This is a genomic window from Lentzea chajnantorensis, from assembly GCF_054300775.1.
In genome coordinates this window covers 475382-491324 of the sequence record NZ_JBSDZT010000002.1, presented here as the reverse complement: position 1 = coordinate 491324, position 15943 = coordinate 475382, and the positions used below count along the sequence as shown (strand labels likewise).

Sequence of the window (15943 nt, the reverse complement as noted above, 5' to 3'; positions counted from 1 at the left end):
CGTCCATCCGCCCAGCAGGGAGCCGCCGTGGTGTTCCGCCCTGTGTTCCGCCGCGCTCTTGAGTCCCGCGAAGCCGACATCGCGCGCAAGGTCTTCGGCGACGCCCTCGACATCAGCGCCCTCACCCTCGCCGAAGGCGGCCTCCTCGGCGCCTTCGGTGTCGCCCGCACCCTGCCCCGCCTCGTGACGTTCCCCAGGGGAATCCTCACCTCGCCGCAGAACCAGGCCCGTTACGAACGCTGGCTGGTCCACGAACTGACCCACGCCTACCAGTACCAGCACGGCCGCAGCGTCCTCAGCCTGCTGCCGACGGCGTTCGCCGGGTTCTTCGTGAAGGGGCTCTACGACTACGGCGGGGTCGAGGGGCTGCGGGGGAAGACGTTCGGGGAGTTCAACTCGGAGCAGCAGGCCAACATCATGGCCGACTACTACTACCTCAGCACTTATGAGCCCGGGCGGGATGTTTCGGCCTATGAGCCGTACGTCGACTTCGTGCGGTCGCAGGTGAGGTGATCCCTGCTTTGGCGCCGTGTGGGAAAAGATCAAGCTCCGGCCGCGTTGCCGCTGGTCAGAGCTTGATTTCACCCGGCGAAAGGTGGTGCCCCAGGCAGATTCGAACCTGCGACAAATGGTTTAGGAAGGCAAGTGGGCTACTCGCTCGCTCATGCCTACTGACCTGTGGGTTCGCCTGCATCCGTTGGGGCGTTTGGCATAGCCAGTCCGTGAGGAGTCCGTGGTCCGTGCTCGGCCACTTCTCCCGCTTCATCTCGACCCCATGCCGATCACGCGGCCAGTGGTGTCGGGTCAAGGTACTCGTTCCAGCCTTGACCCGACACCACTGGCCGGTGTCATGCTCGCGGGGCGGGGTGGAGTTCCAACAGCCGGCGTGCTCGTGCTGCTCGGTCATCGACGCTCATCGTCCGGTGGCAAGGCGGCGGAGCCGTCGCGGCAGTCGAGCGCCGTGCACAGCAAGTCCGCGGTGATCATGCTGGTGCTCGTGGGGAGCTGCTGGCTGGCATGGCTCTATGAGCAGGCTCGTCGGTGAGGTGAGGCCGGAGTGCGGCGCGCAGCGCCGCCCGGCCGACCGGCGGAGCGAAGCGGATGCCGGGAGTGCCGGGATGGAAGGTGTCCGCCATACGCGCGGGACGCGCCGCCAGCGGCGGCCTTGATCCTGTAGAGCGCAATTCGGCAGTACCTTCAAGTTGTCCCGCATTTCGGATTGCAACACAGAAGTGTTGATACGCTACCGTTACTTTCCTGGTCGCTTTACGTCCGCCTCCGCCAGGCGGAGGATTAGTGCTCCAACGATGTGAACGGTTAGCCATGCGTCCGCTATGGCGGCTTGCGTGGAAGAATGCGCGTCGCCTGATTCGCTTCTGTCTGCGGACACCCAATTCATAATTACATCCAGCCCGTCTAGGAGGCGGACGTCGTGCGCCGCGATTATCCCCTTGTTTCGCGCGTTCTTGATTAGGGGACCCAGCGCGTTTCCCTTGCAGCCGAGGGCGTTTAGCATCTCCTGAAGAGCTGTGCCGGCGTCGGTGATTGCGTCCGCGCCTTTGTTGTCGGATATTTCGCGGAGTGCGTCCTGGTAGGCGGCCTCAACTGCCGAGTATGTATTGTTGGTGGCTAGGAGTTTGAGGACTGGAGATATGACGGCAACATGCATTTCTCTTGAGGAGAACTCGACCATCTGGCCATTGATGAGGTCGTAGCTAACTCGCGATTCGCGGAGAATTGTTTCAGTCTCGCCGTGAAAGTTGTACGGGTGCGCTCCCGAGACGCGTCGGCTAGACATAGACTCGTGCATTGCTTCTATTACCGTGGGCATCATGTCATCGGCGCACTTCATTGCGTACTCAAGGAAGTCGTCAACCTCGGCGAGAGAGGAGGATGTGAGATGGAGCCAGCCCTCATCGCGGAGGATTAGTCCTCGTGCAATCAAAGCGCATTCTTCCATCCGATATTTCGTGGCGTCAATGAATGCGTGAATAATGCGCACGCGGGTTTCTTTTGTGAAGTTTCGAGTCCAGAAAGATGCTCCCTGGTTCTCTTGTTCTGCGATCTTCTTCAGTCTTTCGCGGCGGCTAAACAGCACCTGGGTACCTCCAAGTATGGCTCTTGTGTTGTTATGCTCGTAGATCGTTTGGATCTTGAGTAATGTTAGCGATGTGGTGGCATGTTCCGGGGGTCTGGGGCGACGTGACGCGGTTGACTAGGTCGCGAAGTAGGGTGTCGATCGGTTCTCGAACCCGTGCAGGATGCGAAGCTGGATCGACGGGTGGATGTTGAGTCTGTCCAGATCGCTGCGGATCACCCAGAGAACTTCGCTTGGCTCGCTGCTTTCGCGTAGATCCCCACCGATCAGCCTTGCTCGGAAACAAATAGAGAACTGCTCTCGTACCTCGCCATCGGTGTAAGCGACAGCGTGGTCGGGGTCGGAGTATACGCCGATGATGTCGACAGGCTCGACGTCGATCCCGGTTTCTTCTATGGTTTCGCGGATGACGGTATGGCCGATAGTCTCGCCTGGTGTCGTACTCGACGTACTACCGCGTATGGGAAGAAGCGCGGTCGTATGCCTTGACGCCTGCTCAGGTCTCGTCGCCGCTTGCGGGACGGCCGTATGACTTGAGGCATGCGGCTGTGTCTCTCTGGTTGAACGGTGGGGTTCCGGCTCCTGAGGTCGCTGAGCGGGCTGGGCACTCGGTAGAAGTGCTGTTGAAGGTCTATGCGAAATGTATCGACGGTCAGCGAGAGGCAGTCAACGGCATCATTGATTCCTTGCTTGGTCGCTGAGGTCGACCCCGTATCTGATGGTGCGTAACATTGCCGCTCTACCTACCTATGTGTGGTAGAGCGGCAGAAGGGTTTAAGGATGGCACCGGAAAAGTTCCTAGGGCTGACTCAGACGGCCTGGGCTGGGTTTGCAGCGATTGTGTCGGCGCTAGCGCTGCTCGGTGCGGTGCTAGCCGTCTTGGCTGCATTCAGACAGGTCCGGGCAGTCACGGCGGCGCACGAGGATCAGACGCGCCCCTACATCGTCGTTGACTTCGAAAACAGCCTTGCGTCATGGCGGCTCATCGACTTCGTGATCAAGAACATCGGACAAGGTCCTGCGAAAGACGTCCGCATCAAGATGACTCCTACGCCTCAGCGGACCGTGGATGATGACGCGCGAACGAAGTTTGCTGATCTTCGAATGTTGAACGAACCGATTCCGACGTTTGCGCCTGGGAGAGAGTTTCGTACCTACTTTGACAACGCTCCGGATCTGTTCCAGAGCAAGCTTCCGAAGGTGTACTCCGTGGAGGTCGAGTACGGAAGTCATGGTTCGAAGAAGCGTTGGTCTGAGACGCACATCCTTGATCTGAACGTGCAGGCTGACAGTGCGAGAGTCGAGGTGCTCGGCGCGCACGAGACTGCGAAAGCCCTTCGTGCCATCGAGAAGCTCCTCAGGAACTCCAAAGTGTTGAAGGGTCCTGTCGAGGTTGTCACGGAGGAACGAGAGGTACGTCGCGCTCGACTGGAGGCCGAGCGTGCTGAGTACCTGGCGCAGCGCGCGGAGTGGGAGCGAGAGCGACAGACGTCGACGGCAGTTGACGTGAAGCCGGATAAGGCGACAGTTGAGGACGCTACGTCGGGATCAGATCCAGTCCGCGGTGAGTCCGTAGATGGCGGCACACAGGGGCAGACTCTCGCTGACGGTGACTGACCAAAAAGATCAAGCTCCGACCGCGTTGCCGCTGGTCAGAGCTTGATTTCACCCGGCGAAAGGTGGTGCCCCAGGCAGGATTCGAACCTGCGACACACGGTTTAGGAATGTCTCTTTCGGCCGCTTCCATGGCCTCTACCTGCATCTATGTCCCTGCAAGACTCATGTCGCACTCCTGCATGTATCACGTTTTCGCTACGGTTCGCGTCACGAACCCTGTCACGCCATGGGGACGTGTCGATCCTGCGATGGAACCGTCCACTGTGGAGTTGAGATCAGGGGTGACCCGGCAAGTTCGCCTCCTGAGGTGGGAAACTGTCGGCTAGAAGGTACCAAGCCTTTTCTTCTTTGTCCTTAATAAGCCCAATCTGGTTCGCTGTGCTCCACCCGGCAGGCCAGGTTGAATCGAAAGATGCTCTCAGCGTGGCGAACGCGCCAATGCCCAGTTCCGGCGCGAATTCGAAGGTGGTGTTGGTGAAGTCGGAAGCTCCGCCGAAGAAAACCTGCTCAAAATTTGCCTTCTTTTTGAAAGTTGCCCCAGTAAATACAGCGGAAGCGGCGATTTCCGCGCTGGCAAACCTGGCATGTCCATTGAAGGTTGAATCTTTGAATCTGATGAAACCCTTGCACTTGATCGAGGAAAAAATAACGTTTCTTTGGAAGACCGCATCATTGAACGAGCATACGTAGCTAAACTGGACTGCGGTGAACCTCGCAACCCCTTCGAATTCTGCGGAATCAAAGTTCGCTGTAGAATGAAAAGTGGCTTTATCGAAGAAAGCTAGTGAGTAGAATAACGCTCCCCTGAAAGATGCGTTCTTTTTGAAGACAACACTTGTGAACCTAGTTAAGCCGAAGAACCGTGCTCCGTTGAAAACTGCGCTGCGAATATCGCACTTGGCTAGATTGAAGTCAATTAGTGTCGCACCTGTCAGGTCGATATCGATGTCAGACCAGGCAGTTGGGTGTGCAGGGTCATCGCTGGTTCTCCTGCGTAGGTTGTTTCCGAGGATGCGTTGAGCGGTCAAGCGCACCTCGCGTTCTTGTGCGCTGCGGGCGTACTTGTCTTGGTTGGCTTCGTCAGTGTTCAGGGGAAGGAGTTCTTCGGGCGGTGTGTAGGGCATGCGTAGGTACGCGCATATCACGCTTGCTACGGTCTGCCTCTGATAATCGTTATGCTGAGCTAGTCGCTCTAGGGCATATAGTCCTCCAAGGCGCACTGGCGCTTTGTCTGAACCCAATTGTTCGACCGACTTTGCATATAGTTCGGTTACTCGCCGGTCTGCTGCGTCGCGTTCGTTTGCATCAGCTGTTCGCTCTGCATGCAGCCGGTTGTCCTCAGCGACCTTTTCGGCATGCATTTGGACTCGGTCGCGTTGTCCGAGTTCAGCTTCACGATGCTTGAGCTCAGCATGACGCGCTTCTAGTTCTTGCTCTTGGGTGCGTTGGCGTCGTGCCGCAAGGTAAAGAGCGAACAAGCCGCCGCCTGCGACAACAATGGATGCGGATATCTTGACGGCATCCAACTGTGTCGCGGCCTTCTTTTCTATGTCGACAAGGGCAAGTGTGTCGATCCATCGCCACAACACCACCAGAACGGTTATTCCTGCGGCGAGCACGAGGACTGCGACCACTGGCACGGTCCAGCGAGGCAGAGGGGAACGGGATGCGGTTGAAGGTGCAATTGCAGTCCGGTTGGAAGCGTTGGCTGTCGGTGGCAACTGTGTAGTGGGATCGTTCACACCTTGTTGATCGCCCTCGGAGGCAATAACGCTTCATCGAAGCCCGTCCGATGTGCTCATCGGCTTGATCTGTGGTGCCTGCCGCTGACCGGGTGAGTGATCACGCGACAGCAGGCTCGTAGGCTGAGCGGGTGACGGAGTACCCGGAGGAACTTAGGTGGAAGGTCCATGGTGAGCGGACCATCTACGACAACCGTTGGATCAAACTAAACCTGGTAGACGTTGAGCCGCCGGACGGCAGCAGGTTCGAGCATCACGTCGTGAAGCTGGACCGCGTTGCAGTCGCCTTGCTTGTCAATGAGCAAGAGGAAGTCCTGACACTGTGGCGCTACCGCTTTGCTGTCGATCAGTGGGGCTATGAACTGATCGGCGGCTTGGTCGAGGCCGGCGAAGATCCGTCGGTTACAGCCAAGCGAGAAGCCGAGGAAGAGACTGGCTACCGCCCGATCGGCGAACCTGAGCATCTCGTAAGTTTCCAGCCGCTGCCTGGAATGGTCGACGCAAAGGTTGATGCGTATCTTTGGCGTGACTTCGAGAAGGTAGGTGAGCCTACCGATGGTGAGGAAGCGGCACGGCTCGAATGGGTCTCCACTGCTCGCCTTCTCGAACTTATCGGGAGGGAAGAAGTGCTAGGCTCCGGGGCGATCATTCCAGTGCTCTATTACTTGGCCTCGCGCAATAGTCGTGGAGCATCCACCGTCGACTAGCTTGAGATGGCATGGGGTCGCTGGCTATTAGGAATAGTGCCTTTGATGGGCAAATCCGGTTCCCGATTGCCAGCGACGCCCTAGCTGAGTTGATCGATCACCAGTCGAATGAGCGTGTTTATGCCCTGACGTTGGGGGACGTCATGAAGCTCGACCAGGTCCTTGTGCCTGGAGATGTGACGATGTAGAGCGTCATCGGAAACTTGCCGGTTGTCGCCGAGCAACTTGAGATGCCGCTTATCGGTTGCGGGCATGCTTATTTGGCTGCCGACTTCGCTGAACGCCTTGCATCCAAAGACGGGAGGAACGTGATCCATTACGGCCCGGCACAACATCAGCGATGAGTATTGATGACCGGCGGCATACGCCGAGTTTAGTTCGCGGAGCATAGATACCAGCTTGGCGAGGTTCCAGTGTTGGGAATTGACCCTTTCGAGCTGTTCGATCAAGTCTTCTGACACGTACTCAGGGTGTGCGCTAGGGGCAGCTCCTGTGCTGACCCCATTCGCCATGTGTCCAATTTTGATACTGTGAGCAGTCATGCTGCCTATCTGAAACGTTGGCAGTGTGGAAATCAGCTCTACCGTCTTGGAGACGTAATCTTCGATCGTGGCGATGTTGCTGTAGGGTGTCAAACCTTCGTCATTGAGGGTCATCACCCACATGTCGCTATCATCTTTGAAGTATGAGGAAATTAGGGAAATGGGCTCGGCATTCAGAAGGTCTGGCACATCGCGCATGCCGTCTGTATCCCACTTCATGTGGTAGGCAAGCTGATCGCGGCTGACGGTCAAGGCGCCAGCGTCTGGGGCCGCCTCGCGTGCGGCGACAGAAAGTCGCTGAATCGCCTTGACAAGACCGCTGGCGACCTTGTCGGCGAATCTGGACACATGAAGTCCTGCGGCAATATATAGGCGGAGTTCTGCGTCGTCTCCATGCTCATGTGGGCTATACCGGATCGCGCTGTAGCTAGGGCCGTTCAGGCGTGTGCCTACAACAGGGAAAGAATCACGCACTGTTCGTGGGTCACTCTGTGACTTCTGGCGAAATGATCGCTTGACGTACAGCCAGTCCGGCCATTTTCCCCGACTTGCATATGACGCGTAGATTGCGTCAAGCATCAGCTTTTGATCTTCGTTAAGCTCCTGCGCCAGGATCGTCATGTCCACCCATCCACACTCCAGCCTAGGGGAGCGGATTCTACCCAGTCGACGGTGTGAGCGACATGGAGGGTGCCCAACTTCTATTTTTGTTCCTGTGTAATGCCGAGCTGGCTCTTATTGCCGGGTAGCTCTAGGTTCGCTAGTCGCTGCCTTTGGCGATCGGAGCCGATGCGGGAGGCAAGTTGCCGAGCTTTGCGCGCATAGGCGAGGGCTGTTTCCCGATCGCCAGCGGCGGCGTAGGCGAAGGCAAGGTCGACGTACATTCCGGTTTGCCCGCGGATCGCAGAATTCGGCGTGGAGTCCAACGCTTTTGCAGCGCTTTCCAAGTGGTTGATTGCGTCTTGATCGCCAAGCCGTAGTAGCGCGCTTCCGCGCCACCTACTGAGGTGCCCTTGGTTCAACAGAAGGAACGGCATCGCCGGGTCCACGGGATCAGAGGGCATCAGAGAGTCTGCATCGTCGAATGCCCGCAATGCGGCGTCGTGCTGTCCGGCCGCCGCGAGTCCTTCGCCATGTGCCGCCGCTAGCCAGGTTTTGAGTAGGGATGGCACGCGATGTTCGGCTACATATCGCGCATACTCCAGCAGTTCCACTGCCATTTGGTACTCACCCATGTCGAGCAGGATTACCGCTTGCTGGGCGGACGCGTGGGCCAGCAAGTGCGGTGAGTCCGCCTCGCGAGCGGACACCTTGGCATCCTCGTGGTACTGCCAGGCCTGGAGCTGCGAGCCCCGGTCAAGGGCGGTCCAGCCGGCGAGCGTGCGCGCGTCGGTCAGGATGGCTGCAATTCGGCGCCGGTGACTTTCCCGCACACTGAACGCGCGGACGCTTTCCAGTTGGCGGATGTGACTGTTGAGTTGGTCGAGCACCAGCAAAGAACCGAAGCGCTTATCTGATCCACGCGCACTGTTGATCTGATGTTGAAACATCTCAACGGTTTCATCATCGATGCTGCGCGCCACAATCAGGCGGTCGCGCAGTTCTTCGAGTGCTTCACTCTCTTGGTCTGGCGGGAAGCCGAGTTCTTCGTTTGTTCGGCCGTAGTACTCGCGGAACATGCGCCTGTACCCAGGCTCTGTGACGGTTACATGCCCGTTCTCCCAACGAGAGAGCGTGATGTATAGCGCGTGCTCGGTCGCCTGAGGAACGTCGTGGATCTGTTCGCGGCGCGCGAGGAAGTAGCGCACCACCTGTTCCTGTGTGCGTCCAAGCTCCTCACGGATGCCTTGAAGCTTCGTGAGTGGTGGTTCGCCGCGCTTCCGTCTCCCCATCTTCCTGAGTCCCCCGACCCCTTCTGAGCTGGGCACCTAACTCGACCTAACACGCCCCCTGTTAGGTGCCAGCAATTATTTTGACCCCGTCCGCGGCGGTCTGCTGTAGCCATGACAGCGACGCAGAAACCACCAAGCGGGATGGACTCACTTGTCCTTCCTTTGCGAGTTCTTGCGGGCATTTCTTGCGGACTCGTCAAGGCGGCTGGTGAGTGCGCCGACCTGGGCACGGAGACCGCGAAGTTCGCGAATAACCGTTTGCAGCAGCGGAACCAGCGGGTCCTCGGTTGCTTGATCGGTCGGATCAGCCGCTGGCGGGGTCTTTCCTTGCAGCACTGCAATGAGGTGCTGCGGGTGCCATTCGAGCGCGATCGACAGCGCTTCGAGGGTTCGTGGGTTTCGTCGTCGCTCGATTCGTCCTTGTTGGATCTCGCGAACGATAGCCAGCGATACGCCGGATCTCTCGGCAAGTTCCTTCTGCTTCATCGCCAGCTCGTCAGCGCGGGCATTGATTGCCTCCGCGACCGACGACCAGTCCTCTTCCACGTACGCCTCCGTGCTCCGCCTCAGCGCCGACGTTAGCGCGCAAACCGCGCCGAAAACGGACAAAGCGCTGATGTCAGCGGCGATCGTATGTGAATTGACGCCAATGTCAGCGCCTTCGGAGAAGAAATCACTCTTTGAAAGGCACTCACATCATGACTGCAACAAGTGCGGCGGGAAGCAACCCGCCGCTGTTCTACACAGTCTCGGAAGCCGCGCGGTTGTTCAGGGTGGACGCGCAGACGGTCTACCGGGCCATCCATGACGACGCCTTCCCCGCCGTGCGGCTGCGCAGCCGGTACGTCATTCCGGCGCGCGCTGTGGAGGAGCTGATCCAGCGGGCCGCTGAGTCGGGCGGCGTGGTCGACATCGCGGAGATGATCGCCGCGCGGCGTAGCGCTCGGGAGTTCGAGCAGAAGGCCGGGGGTGCGTGGTGAACCCGGAGAACTACTACGAGCTCGTGGCGGCGGAGCTCGACCGCTACGAGAAGGTTCCGGATCAGGTCCTGTTGGAGATCGTGACGCGGGACGGCGCGTGCATGTGGCTGTGGGCCGACGACGATGGTCCCGAGTGGGAGCAGGAGGAGATCAGCGACCGCGAGGCTGCTGCGCGGTTGTGTGCGGACTGCCCGGTCCGGGGCGTGTGCTTGGAGTTGGAGTTGCGCACGGCCGGCGAGGACACGGTGGGTGTGTGGGGTGGTCTGTCGCAGGAAGATCGCCGTGAGGTGTTCCGGGTGTGGCGTGCTCGCCGTGAGGGTGGTGGGTCGTCGTGACGATCAACCTGACTTCGACGCAGATCCTTGCGGTTGTGGGTGTGGTCGTGGTGCTGCTGTGGGTCTGGCGGGCCAGTGCCCGGCGGGCGAAGGCAGCGGCGAACGCGGCACGTGCTGGTGCTCGGTTGCTGTCGCTGACCGGGCGGGTGCTGCTGATGGCCGGGGCGATCGTGGGTGTGCAGTGGGTGGTGATCACGCACCGGGGCGACGTGACGTTGTTGCTCGTGGTGCTGGGCCTGCCCGCCTTGTTCGCGGCGTACACGCTGACGAAGGCACTCACGATCACCACGCATGACAACCCGCGTGGCCGGGGTGAACGGCGATGAGCACGTTCGGCAAGAGTCGGGAAAGGGTGGCCGCCTTCGGGCGGCCACCCGCCGCCCCGGCGGCCGAGAGGCTGGCTGCCGATGCGGCGGAGGCGGCGGAGCTGCGGGCGTACGCGACGCACCCCGATGTGATCGCGTTGCGGGTCGAGCGGGTGCGCGCTCAGGTGGACCAGTTGTGCTGGTCGGGGATCGTGCTCGGTCTCGGGTTCACCATGACCAACGTCCAGAGCTTCGCGGCGGCGGGCACGCCGGCGTGGTCGCTGCCGTGGCTGGCGGCATGGTTGCTCGACCCAACGGTGTCGCTGGTGCTGCTGGCGATCCTGCGAGCAGAGCAGGTGACCGCGCGGTATCAGGTGCGCACGGGTGCGTGGACCCGGCGGGCGAAGTGGTTCACGCTCGCCGCTACCTACGTCATGAACACGTGGCACTCGTGGGCGGCCGGTTCGGTCTCGGGCGTGGTCCTGCACTCGGTTCCGCCGCTCGTGGTGTTCGTCGCGGCGGAAGCTGTGACGGACCTGCGGGACAAGCTGACGGAGGCAGTTTCGGCGGCGTTCACGGAAGCGTCGGAACGCTCGGCAACGGTCACCGCGGACCGCCCCGCGGAGCCCAGGCCGGCGGCGCCGAAACCCAAGCGGCGCAACAACAATCGCCCGCAGAGTCGAGTCACCTTCAATGACTATCTGATAGCTGCGCGCGAAGCGTGGACGCCTGATGTCGTGGTGAGCCCGGCGTGGGTCCGTGGTGTCACCGGCTGCTCGCGCGGGCTGTCGTCTCGTCTGTCCGCCGCGCTGGCGGCTGAGGTGAGCGGAGGTGGTCGTGATGAGTGACCACGGCCGTGAGTTCGTCAGCGCGGACGGGCCGCTTCCCGTGCGGGCGGTGTTCGAGGGTGAGTTCGTGAACGATGCTTCCCCACTGCTGCAACCGTCGTGGCGACAGCGGTTCATGAACGCGTGGCGGCGTTCACCGCGTGTGCCGTTGTGGGCGAAGGATCGCGTTCACGCGGTGCAGGCCTTGAAGGATGTCGTGGTGGCCGTGGTGCGTTCACCGTTCCGGTTCACGGGCGCGGTCGTGCGCGGCCTGGTGGTCGCGGTCCGGTGGTGGCGTTCCTGGGTGACCGTGCGGGACTACCGGGATGCAGCCGAGCAGTCGGAGAAGCTCGCGGACAAGTTCACCGACATTCGGGAGCTGACGCTGTTCCGGTGGAAGGTCACCGGGGCCACGGTGGTCACGGTGGCGGTCGTGGTCGCGGTGCTCGATCTTCTGTACGGGCATCGGGCGCTGTGGATCTCGGGCGTGGTGGTCGCCGTCGCACTGGCGATCCTCGGCAGGCGCAAGGACGGCAGTCCTGGACGTAAGGCGGTGCTCGCTGGACCGCGAACGTTGACCTGGACGATGGACCCTCAGGTGCTCGTGGACGCGTTCCGGGACGCGAAGCTGATCGGTAAGGACGAGACGCTGCGCCTGGTCGACCGGGCCACGCGCAGAGGTCAGGGATGGGCGGTCACGGTTGACCTGCCCGCGACCCGCAAGGCGGCCGACGTCGTCAAGCATCGGGAGGCCTTGGCGTCCGCGCTGGCCGTGGATGAGATTCAGCTGAGTGTGGAGCGGGTGCGCGGCAACGGCGGGCACGCCGGACGGGTGGCGATGTGGGTTGCCGATGAGGACCCCTACGCCACGCCGCCCATCCGTACCCCGTTGCTCGGAGTGCTCAGGTGGGATGCGTGGCGGCCGGTGCCTTTCGGCACCGACGCGCGCGGACGCCGGATCGATCTGCCGATGGTGTGGACGTCGGTGCTCATTGGCGCGATTCCTCGGCAGGGCAAGACGATGGCCGAACGGCTCGCGGCCGCAGGCTTGATCTTGGACCCGCACACCCGGTTGTACGTGGCGGACTTCAAGAACGGCAAGGACTGGAAGGCTGCTGAACAGGTCGCGCACCGGTTCATGTCCGGCGACGACAGCGAACACGTGCTGGCGTTCCTGGACTGGCTGGTGGAACTGGTCGCGGCCGTCCAGGGCCGCTATCGCAGGATGCAGGACCTCGACGACCTGACGTGTCCCGAGTCGAAGGTGACGCCGGACATGTCCCGTGATTCATCGTTGGACATGCCGATCACGGCGTTGATCGTGGACGAGGTACAGATCCCGCTGGAGGACCGCACTCCTGTTGAGGTGCAGGGGAAGAAGCTCACGGCAGGTGAGTACATCGGCGAGCTGCTGACGTGGCTTGCGAAGAAGGCGCCGGCGGCAGGTGTGATCTTGGTGCTCGCGACGCAGCGGCCGGACAGCAAGACCATCCCGTCCAGCCTTCGCGCGGTGCTCGGGTCGCGGTTCGCCTTACGGGTGATGGACTGGCGTGACAGCAACATCATCCTGGGCGAGCAGATGAACACGCGCGGGTACGACTCCAGTCGCCTGCTGCCCTCGCACAAGGGGGTGGGCATCCTGCGACCTGACGGGGAGACCCAGGCCGGTGCGGACCTGCTCGCGCTGACCGTGCGGACGTTCTACATGCCCAATGAGGACTGGAGGGAGATCTGCCTACGCGGGCGAGCGTTGCGGGAGGCGGAAGGAACGCTCACCGGGCACGCGGCGGGGCAGCGAACGCAACCGGTGCTCGATCACGCGGCCGTGGCGAAGGCCATCGGCGCAGCCGCGCCCGCGATCACGGATGCGGAACGGGTGGACGAGGTCGAGTTGCCCGAACCGCTGGCGTCCGTTGTGGACTACCTCGCCGATGACCTCGACAGCAAGGAAGGCAGGGACTTCGTACCCACCGCCGAACTCGTGGAAGCGCTCGGAGTTGAACCCAAGGGGTTCGGCCTCGACATGGCTGAGTTCGGCTGTAGCCCGACCCGCGACCGCGTGCCCACACAGGACGGCGTCAAACAGGTACGCGGCTACGCCGTCGCCGACATCCGTGCGGCGATCCGGCGTGCCCGCGACGCGGCAGTGATCGACGTGGAGGTGATCGACGATGACCGCTGACCCGTCACAACCCGTCCCAGCGGACCCGCCACCCGTCACACGCCCTGTGACGGGTGCAAAACCGGTGCTCACCAGCGGAAACGGCCCGCCGTGACGGGTGTGACGCGTGACGGATGACCCGTCACAACCACGGGAAACGGCCGTGTGCGGTGCACTTCTCACAGAGGTGCGCCGCACACGGCCGACCCGTCACTACACGACCGCGCGCCGGTGTCGCGTGCTGGTCAGCGCGCGGCGTCTTTGAGGTTCTGTGCCGCGTTGTGAAGGTGCTCGGCTGTCTCGGCGGCTGTGAGCGTCGTGGACATCAGCCGCCCAAACAACTCCAGGTACGGGCGACGTTCAGACTCGCTCTCAAGCCACACATCGCCGTGGGGGCTGTCGAGGTAGACCACGTCGTCGAACTGCGCCTCGCGGAACGACAGCAACGCGAACGAGGTCATGCCCGCGACGACGCCCGCACTGTCCGGTACGAGGTAGATGTTCACGCCGGGAAGCTGAGCGAACACCGCCAACTGGAACAACTGGTCTGCCATCACCAGCGCACCGCCGGCGGGCCGCCGCAACACCGCCTGTCCCAGCACGAGTTCCACTCGTAGCGTCGGATCCTCGTCCAACTGGGACAGCACCCGCGCACGGTGCAGGTCGTCATACCGGCGGTGACTTTGTTCGGGGAAAGCCTCGCCTTCGATCGCAGCGGAGTACTCGGATGTCCGGACCAGCGGGGGCAAGACGTCCAGAGCCACGGCACGTACGTAGCTCGCCTCGGCTTCAACCTCGGAGTACGTCCAGCCCACGCAGGGCACCGCATCGTTGGTCGTCAGATCGAACGTGCGTGGATCACGTGCGCGCTGCGCAGCCCAGAACACCGGCTCCCGCCGAACACTGTCGATCCCGTAGACCAGCGCGAGCGCCATCACGTCGGCAGCGCTGATCGGGACGAGCCCGTTCTGCATCATCGAGGTCTTCGCGGCGGACCACTTCACGCGCTCGGTCACCTCCGCCAGACTCAGGCCGCTTTCCCTGCGCCACAATGCAAGCGCACGTGCAACGGCCCGGTTTGCCAGACTCGACTTGAACCCCTTAGGCATCGTGCGCCGCCTGCATCCTCAACAGTTCAGCGTCAGCACCCCACGAGGTGTCGACCAGGCGGACAATCAGCTCTCGGGAGGCGGCATCGTCCAGGCTGCTGGCAGCAAGCGCACGAACGACCTTGTCGTAGCCCTCGATCGCGTCCACCGCCTCGGCGAAGAGACTGGAGTTCTCGTTCTCCATCCACACCAGCGGTTCGTACTTCGCAAACGTCAAGTACGTGAACGGTCCAGCCAAGCCCGCGTGTGCGCCAAGCGAGGCAGGCACGATCCGGATCGTGACGTTCGGCCGGTTCGCCATGAACAACAGGTGCAGCAACTGCCCGGCGTGTACCTCAGCACCACCGACAGGCAGATGCAACGCCAACTCGTGGAGGAAGAAGGTGCACCGCACGCCGCGTGACAGCGACGCCTGCATAGCAAGCCCCGCCTTCACTCGGTCTTGCAGTTCGTCCGCCGGAACTGTGGAGGACACGCGCAGCACCTCACACATGTAGTCGGCCGTCTGAAGAAACAGCGGCACCATGTGCGGGCGCCAGTCCGTCAACGTCGTGGCCAGCTTCAGGTGTTCGACAGCCGTGCGGACCTGGATCGGCGCGTGCACGCCGTGCTGCTGCCACCAGCCCCTGACGTGCATGTCCGGGCACAGCGCCAACAGATGAGCGGCCTCAGCGGCCTTGACCCGGCAGGCACCCAACAGCGCGGCGACCTCGATCAGACTGGCGCCAGCTTTGCCGTTCAACACGTTCGACAGCTTGGACTCGTCCCAGCCCGCGATGTCAGCGAGCGCACGCGAGGTCAGGCCGGTCCGTTCGATCGCCGCCCTCAGACCAGCACCGAACTCACGACCACGCGCAGTAGAGATCCGCTTAGGCATACCAACTTCCTTGCACTGATTCGAAGAGGCGACGCGAGAAGCCGACGCGGCGACGCGCACCGCGCCGGCTCTCCCTGACCAACCTCGGACGGGGGGTGAGACGGAGCCCCGGAGGCTGGCGGCTTTATCGCGGCGGCAATCGCTTGGTGAGCCCTACGGCCTGCTCGGCCTGGTTCTCGACAGCGTCAACCGTCGTCGGTTGTTCGGATTGCTTGCGGTCGTCGGCGTGGTTGACCAGAAGCTCTCCGAGCACGATCAGAATCTCGCCGAACTCCCGCTGTCGCTCCGGTGCCAGGGTGCCCATGATGAAGTCGAACAGCACGTTTGGCATGAGCTTGGAGATCCTGCCGAACTCGGTGATCAGGTCGGTCTCGTCGGGAGTCACGACGTAACCCCTTGCACAGGCCGTGACTCGTCAAGCCTGTGCTTCCCGACCGACACGGGCGGCCGGATTGCGGGCAACTCCTGTGTGTCTGCTGTCCGTGCCGTCGGCAAAGAGACCGGAACGTCCTCCTGAGGCCTGTGCAGGGGCTCCAGCCCGTCCAGCGCGTCCTGGACGTCCGCGTGCGCCCACGCAGCCTCGTGGGCGGCGTTCACGGCCTCCTCAGCAGCCGCTCGGGACTGTCTGACGTACTTCCGGCCGAACACCACGGCGTACGCCGGTGGCAGCAGCAGCCACACGACGAACAGCACGACTCCCGTTGCATCCCAGACCACGACCACCACCGTCCTTCCCGAAGTTCGTGACCGC

The 15943-nt window shown here is 61.9% G+C and carries 19 protein-coding genes; 9 read left to right on the top strand and 10 right to left on the bottom strand.

Annotated features, from left to right (window positions below):
• Window positions 1–27: 27 nt before the first annotated feature.
• Both ACVDFE_RS02945 and ACVDFE_RS02940 read left to right on the top strand, forming a co-directional pair.
• Window positions 28–513 (top strand): hypothetical protein, encoded by a 486-nt coding sequence (locus tag ACVDFE_RS02945; RefSeq protein WP_458429495.1) that lies wholly within the window; start codon window positions 28–30, stop codon window positions 511–513.
• A gap of 373 nt (window positions 514–886) precedes the next feature.
• Window positions 887–1045: a hypothetical protein gene (locus ACVDFE_RS02940; protein ID WP_458429494.1), complete on the top strand. Its 159-nt coding sequence runs from the start codon at window positions 887–889 to the stop codon at window positions 1043–1045.
• A gap of 204 nt (window positions 1046–1249) precedes the next feature.
• Here the strand turns inward: ACVDFE_RS02940 and ACVDFE_RS02935 are convergent, their stop codons facing one another.
• Both ACVDFE_RS02935 and ACVDFE_RS02930 read right to left on the bottom strand, forming a co-directional pair.
• A complete protein-coding gene (locus tag ACVDFE_RS02935) occupies window positions 1250–2098 on the bottom strand; it encodes a hypothetical protein (protein ID WP_458429493.1) in 849 nt (282 codons plus the stop codon).
• Between the two features lie 117 nt (window positions 2099–2215).
• On the bottom strand, window positions 2216–2479 hold the full coding sequence (locus tag ACVDFE_RS02930; protein ID WP_458434254.1) for an NUDIX hydrolase: 264 nt from the start codon (window positions 2477–2479) through the stop codon (window positions 2216–2218).
• A gap of 399 nt (window positions 2480–2878) precedes the next feature.
• Here ACVDFE_RS02930 and ACVDFE_RS02925 point away from each other — a divergent pair, with 399 nt between their 5' ends.
• On the top strand, window positions 2879–3715 hold the full coding sequence (locus ACVDFE_RS02925; protein ID WP_458429492.1) for a hypothetical protein: 837 nt from the start codon (window positions 2879–2881) through the stop codon (window positions 3713–3715).
• 275 nt (window positions 3716–3990) lie between these two features.
• Here the strand turns inward: ACVDFE_RS02925 and ACVDFE_RS02920 are convergent, their stop codons facing one another.
• Window positions 3991–5349, bottom strand: coding sequence for a pentapeptide repeat-containing protein (locus tag ACVDFE_RS02920; RefSeq protein ID WP_458429491.1), 1359 nt, complete (start codon window positions 5347–5349; stop codon window positions 3991–3993).
• Window positions 5350–5588: 239 nt separating this feature from the next.
• Here ACVDFE_RS02920 and ACVDFE_RS02915 point away from each other — a divergent pair, with 239 nt between their 5' ends.
• Window positions 5589–6164, top strand: a complete 576-nt coding sequence (locus ACVDFE_RS02915; protein ID WP_458429490.1) for an NUDIX hydrolase — start codon at window positions 5589–5591, stop codon at window positions 6162–6164.
• 80 nt (window positions 6165–6244) lie between these two features.
• Here ACVDFE_RS02915 and ACVDFE_RS02910 read toward each other — a convergent pair whose 3' ends face one another.
• From ACVDFE_RS02910 to ACVDFE_RS02900, 3 genes are all read right to left on the bottom strand, one after another.
• Entirely contained in the window at window positions 6245–7327 is a 1083-nt protein-coding gene (locus ACVDFE_RS02910; RefSeq protein WP_458429489.1) for a hypothetical protein, read from the bottom strand.
• An 80-nt stretch (window positions 7328–7407) separates the two neighbouring features.
• Window positions 7408–8517, bottom strand: coding sequence for a tetratricopeptide repeat protein (locus tag ACVDFE_RS02905; protein WP_458429488.1), 1110 nt, complete (start codon window positions 8515–8517; stop codon window positions 7408–7410).
• A gap of 228 nt (window positions 8518–8745) precedes the next feature.
• Window positions 8746–9144, bottom strand: coding sequence for a helix-turn-helix domain-containing protein (locus ACVDFE_RS02900; protein WP_458429487.1), 399 nt, complete (start codon window positions 9142–9144; stop codon window positions 8746–8748).
• A 152-nt stretch (window positions 9145–9296) separates the two neighbouring features.
• Between ACVDFE_RS02900 and ACVDFE_RS02895 the strand changes: the two genes are divergently transcribed.
• Genes ACVDFE_RS02895 through ACVDFE_RS02875 form a run of 5 tightly spaced genes read left to right on the top strand, consistent with a single transcriptional unit; the run spans window position 9297 to window position 13227 of the window.
• Window positions 9297–9578, top strand: coding sequence for a helix-turn-helix domain-containing protein (locus ACVDFE_RS02895; protein WP_458429486.1), 282 nt, complete (start codon window positions 9297–9299; stop codon window positions 9576–9578).
• Window positions 9575–9913: a WhiB family transcriptional regulator gene (locus ACVDFE_RS02890; RefSeq protein ID WP_458429485.1), complete on the top strand. Its 339-nt coding sequence runs from the start codon at window positions 9575–9577 to the stop codon at window positions 9911–9913. The genes ACVDFE_RS02895 and ACVDFE_RS02890 overlap by 4 nt, the downstream gene beginning before the upstream one ends.
• Window positions 9910–10239, top strand: a complete 330-nt coding sequence (locus ACVDFE_RS02885; protein WP_458429484.1) for a hypothetical protein — start codon at window positions 9910–9912, stop codon at window positions 10237–10239. The genes ACVDFE_RS02890 and ACVDFE_RS02885 overlap by 4 nt, the downstream gene beginning before the upstream one ends.
• Window positions 10236–11066: a hypothetical protein gene (locus ACVDFE_RS02880; RefSeq protein ID WP_458429483.1), complete on the top strand. Its 831-nt coding sequence runs from the start codon at window positions 10236–10238 to the stop codon at window positions 11064–11066. Before ACVDFE_RS02885 ends, ACVDFE_RS02880 begins: the two co-directional genes overlap by 4 nt.
• Window positions 11059–13227, top strand: a complete 2169-nt coding sequence (locus ACVDFE_RS02875; protein ID WP_458429482.1) for an FtsK/SpoIIIE domain-containing protein — start codon at window positions 11059–11061, stop codon at window positions 13225–13227. Before ACVDFE_RS02880 ends, ACVDFE_RS02875 begins: the two co-directional genes overlap by 8 nt.
• 224 nt (window positions 13228–13451) lie before the next feature.
• Here ACVDFE_RS02875 and ACVDFE_RS02870 read toward each other — a convergent pair whose 3' ends face one another.
• From ACVDFE_RS02870 to ACVDFE_RS02855, 4 genes are all read right to left on the bottom strand, one after another.
• Window positions 13452–14315: a helix-turn-helix domain-containing protein gene (locus ACVDFE_RS02870; protein ID WP_458429481.1), complete on the bottom strand. Its 864-nt coding sequence runs from the start codon at window positions 14313–14315 to the stop codon at window positions 13452–13454.
• On the bottom strand, window positions 14308–15192 hold the full coding sequence (locus tag ACVDFE_RS02865; RefSeq protein ID WP_458429480.1) for a helix-turn-helix domain-containing protein: 885 nt from the start codon (window positions 15190–15192) through the stop codon (window positions 14308–14310). The genes ACVDFE_RS02870 and ACVDFE_RS02865 overlap by 8 nt, the downstream gene beginning before the upstream one ends.
• A gap of 124 nt (window positions 15193–15316) precedes the next feature.
• Window positions 15317–15577 (bottom strand): hypothetical protein, encoded by a 261-nt coding sequence (locus ACVDFE_RS02860; protein ID WP_458429479.1) that lies wholly within the window; start codon window positions 15575–15577, stop codon window positions 15317–15319.
• Window positions 15574–15918, bottom strand: a complete 345-nt coding sequence (locus ACVDFE_RS02855) for a hypothetical protein (RefSeq protein WP_458429478.1) — start codon at window positions 15916–15918, stop codon at window positions 15574–15576. The genes ACVDFE_RS02860 and ACVDFE_RS02855 overlap by 4 nt, the downstream gene beginning before the upstream one ends.
• Window positions 15919–15943 lie beyond the last annotated feature (25 nt).

Excerpts from the sequence above, each read along its gene's own strand:
- ACVDFE_RS02875 (WP_458429482.1), top strand. The coding sequence starts at position 11,059 with ATGAGTGACCACGGCCGTGAGTTCGTCAGCGCGGACGGGCCGCTTCCC.
- ACVDFE_RS02870 (WP_458429481.1), bottom strand. The coding sequence starts at position 14,315 with ATGCCTAAGGGGTTCAAGTCGAGTCTGGCAAACCGGGCCGTTGCACGT.
- ACVDFE_RS02925 (WP_458429492.1), top strand. The coding sequence starts at position 2,879 with ATGGCACCGGAAAAGTTCCTAGGGCTGACTCAGACGGCCTGGGCTGGG.
- ACVDFE_RS02880 (WP_458429483.1), top strand. The coding sequence starts at position 10,236 with ATGAGCACGTTCGGCAAGAGTCGGGAAAGGGTGGCCGCCTTCGGGCGG.
- ACVDFE_RS02895 (WP_458429486.1), top strand. The coding sequence starts at position 9,297 with ATGACTGCAACAAGTGCGGCGGGAAGCAACCCGCCGCTGTTCTACACA.
- ACVDFE_RS02865 (WP_458429480.1), bottom strand. The coding sequence starts at position 15,192 with ATGCCTAAGCGGATCTCTACTGCGCGTGGTCGTGAGTTCGGTGCTGGT.
- ACVDFE_RS02910 (WP_458429489.1), bottom strand. The coding sequence starts at position 7,327 with ATGACGATCCTGGCGCAGGAGCTTAACGAAGATCAAAAGCTGATGCTT.